The following is a 1297-nucleotide window of genomic DNA, read 5'->3' on the forward strand; positions in this document are numbered from 1 at the left end:
CCCTGTCGCAGCACCTGAAATCGCTGGAACAGCAGCTGAATGTGCGGCTGCTGAATCGCAGTACGCGCAGCATGTCGCTGACCGAAGATGGGCAGCGCCTGTTTGATGTTCTTGCCCCGGCCATTGAATCGGTTGACCGGGCAGTCTCTGGGGTGGGGGAATCGCAGGCAGAGCCGTCCGGGGTAATACGGATCAATACATCGAGAGTGGCAGCCAGGGTATTGCTGGAGCCAAAGATGGAAACCTTCCTGGCGCGCTACCCGAAATTAAAGTTGGAATTGGTTATGGATGATGGCCTTTCCAATATCATTTCCAGTGGCATGGACGTCGGCATTCGCCTGGGGGAAAGTCTGGCTGAACATATGGTGGCTGTACCGGTGACACCGCCGATGTCGATGGCGATCGTCGGCTCCCCGGAATATTTCGCCAAGCACGGCACGCCGGAAACACCCGATGACCTGCTGCAGCACAACTGCCTCGCCTTTCGGTTTACCTCCAGTGGCATCATCGACCGCTGGTCCTTCACATCGCCGGATGCTGACAGGCGCACCCTGGTATTCGAGCCGAAGGGCAACGGGGTATTCAATGATGACGAAAGTATGCTGCGCGCTGCGCTTAATGGTGTGGGTGTGATAAAGCACCTGGATCTGTGCGTACAGCAGTATCTTGATGATGGCTCGCTGGTGAGGGTGTTGCAGAGCTGGTGCCAGCCTTTTCCGGGGTTCTTTTTGTATGTGCCTTCGCGAGCGCAGATGCCGACAAAGATACGAGCGTTGATTGATTTTTTGGTCGAGCAGCGCGAGGAATGGGCGTAGGTAGCGGCGTAATTAGATGAGAACAGTACGCGCTAGATGTACCCGTGTTTGCACTACCCCAATATTAGAGGTGGCAGCTCAACTCACGTCGTCTCAGTCTTCCCTCTGGTCTTACCTGAACGCTCACATGTTCAATAGATTTGCCTGCGATGAAATGCGCGGCGAATTTCGCTAGAGGATTCAGATGGCCTCGGTTGAATTTACAATACTTGATGTCTGCCATGGGAATAGCACAATTATTCACTCTGCGAACAATGTCGTTATTGTAGGTGCTGCGCCTGGCAGTACAGTCCAGGGCGCGTTGGAGTCTCTGCAAATAGAAAAGATCGATAGTATTATCATCTCAAATGCTGATGCAGATCATGTCGCTGGTGTAGTGGCGCTTTTGATGGACGATGAGATTGAAGTTTCTAAGGTATATGTTAATAGTGACAGCGCTAAAAAAACTAAAATATGAGATGATTTTAGAAGTGCTCTAAAAT

Annotated in this window: 2 protein-coding genes; both read left to right on the plus strand. The window is 51.8% G+C overall.

Annotation, left to right across the window (positions count from 1 at the left end; genetic code table 11):
* A partial coding sequence (locus C3938_RS17605; RefSeq protein WP_105104612.1) for a LysR family transcriptional regulator occupies positions 1-815 on the plus strand: 815 nt, incomplete at its 5' end.
* 184 nt (positions 816-999) lie between these two features.
* Entirely contained in the window at positions 1000-1272 is a 273-nt protein-coding gene (locus C3938_RS17610) for an MBL fold metallo-hydrolase (RefSeq protein ID WP_105101273.1), read from the plus strand.
* Positions 1273-1297 lie beyond the last annotated feature (25 nt).

Origin of the sequence: Microbulbifer pacificus (assembly GCF_002959965.1) — a bacterium.
Taxonomy (GTDB): Bacteria; Pseudomonadota; Gammaproteobacteria; order Pseudomonadales; family Cellvibrionaceae; genus Microbulbifer; species Microbulbifer pacificus_A.

What these genes read in the sequence shown, in the direction of transcription:
- C3938_RS17610 (WP_105101273.1), top strand. Translation starts at nt 1,000, where the DNA reads ATGGCCTCGGTTGAATTTACAATACTTGATGTCTGCCATGGGAATAGC.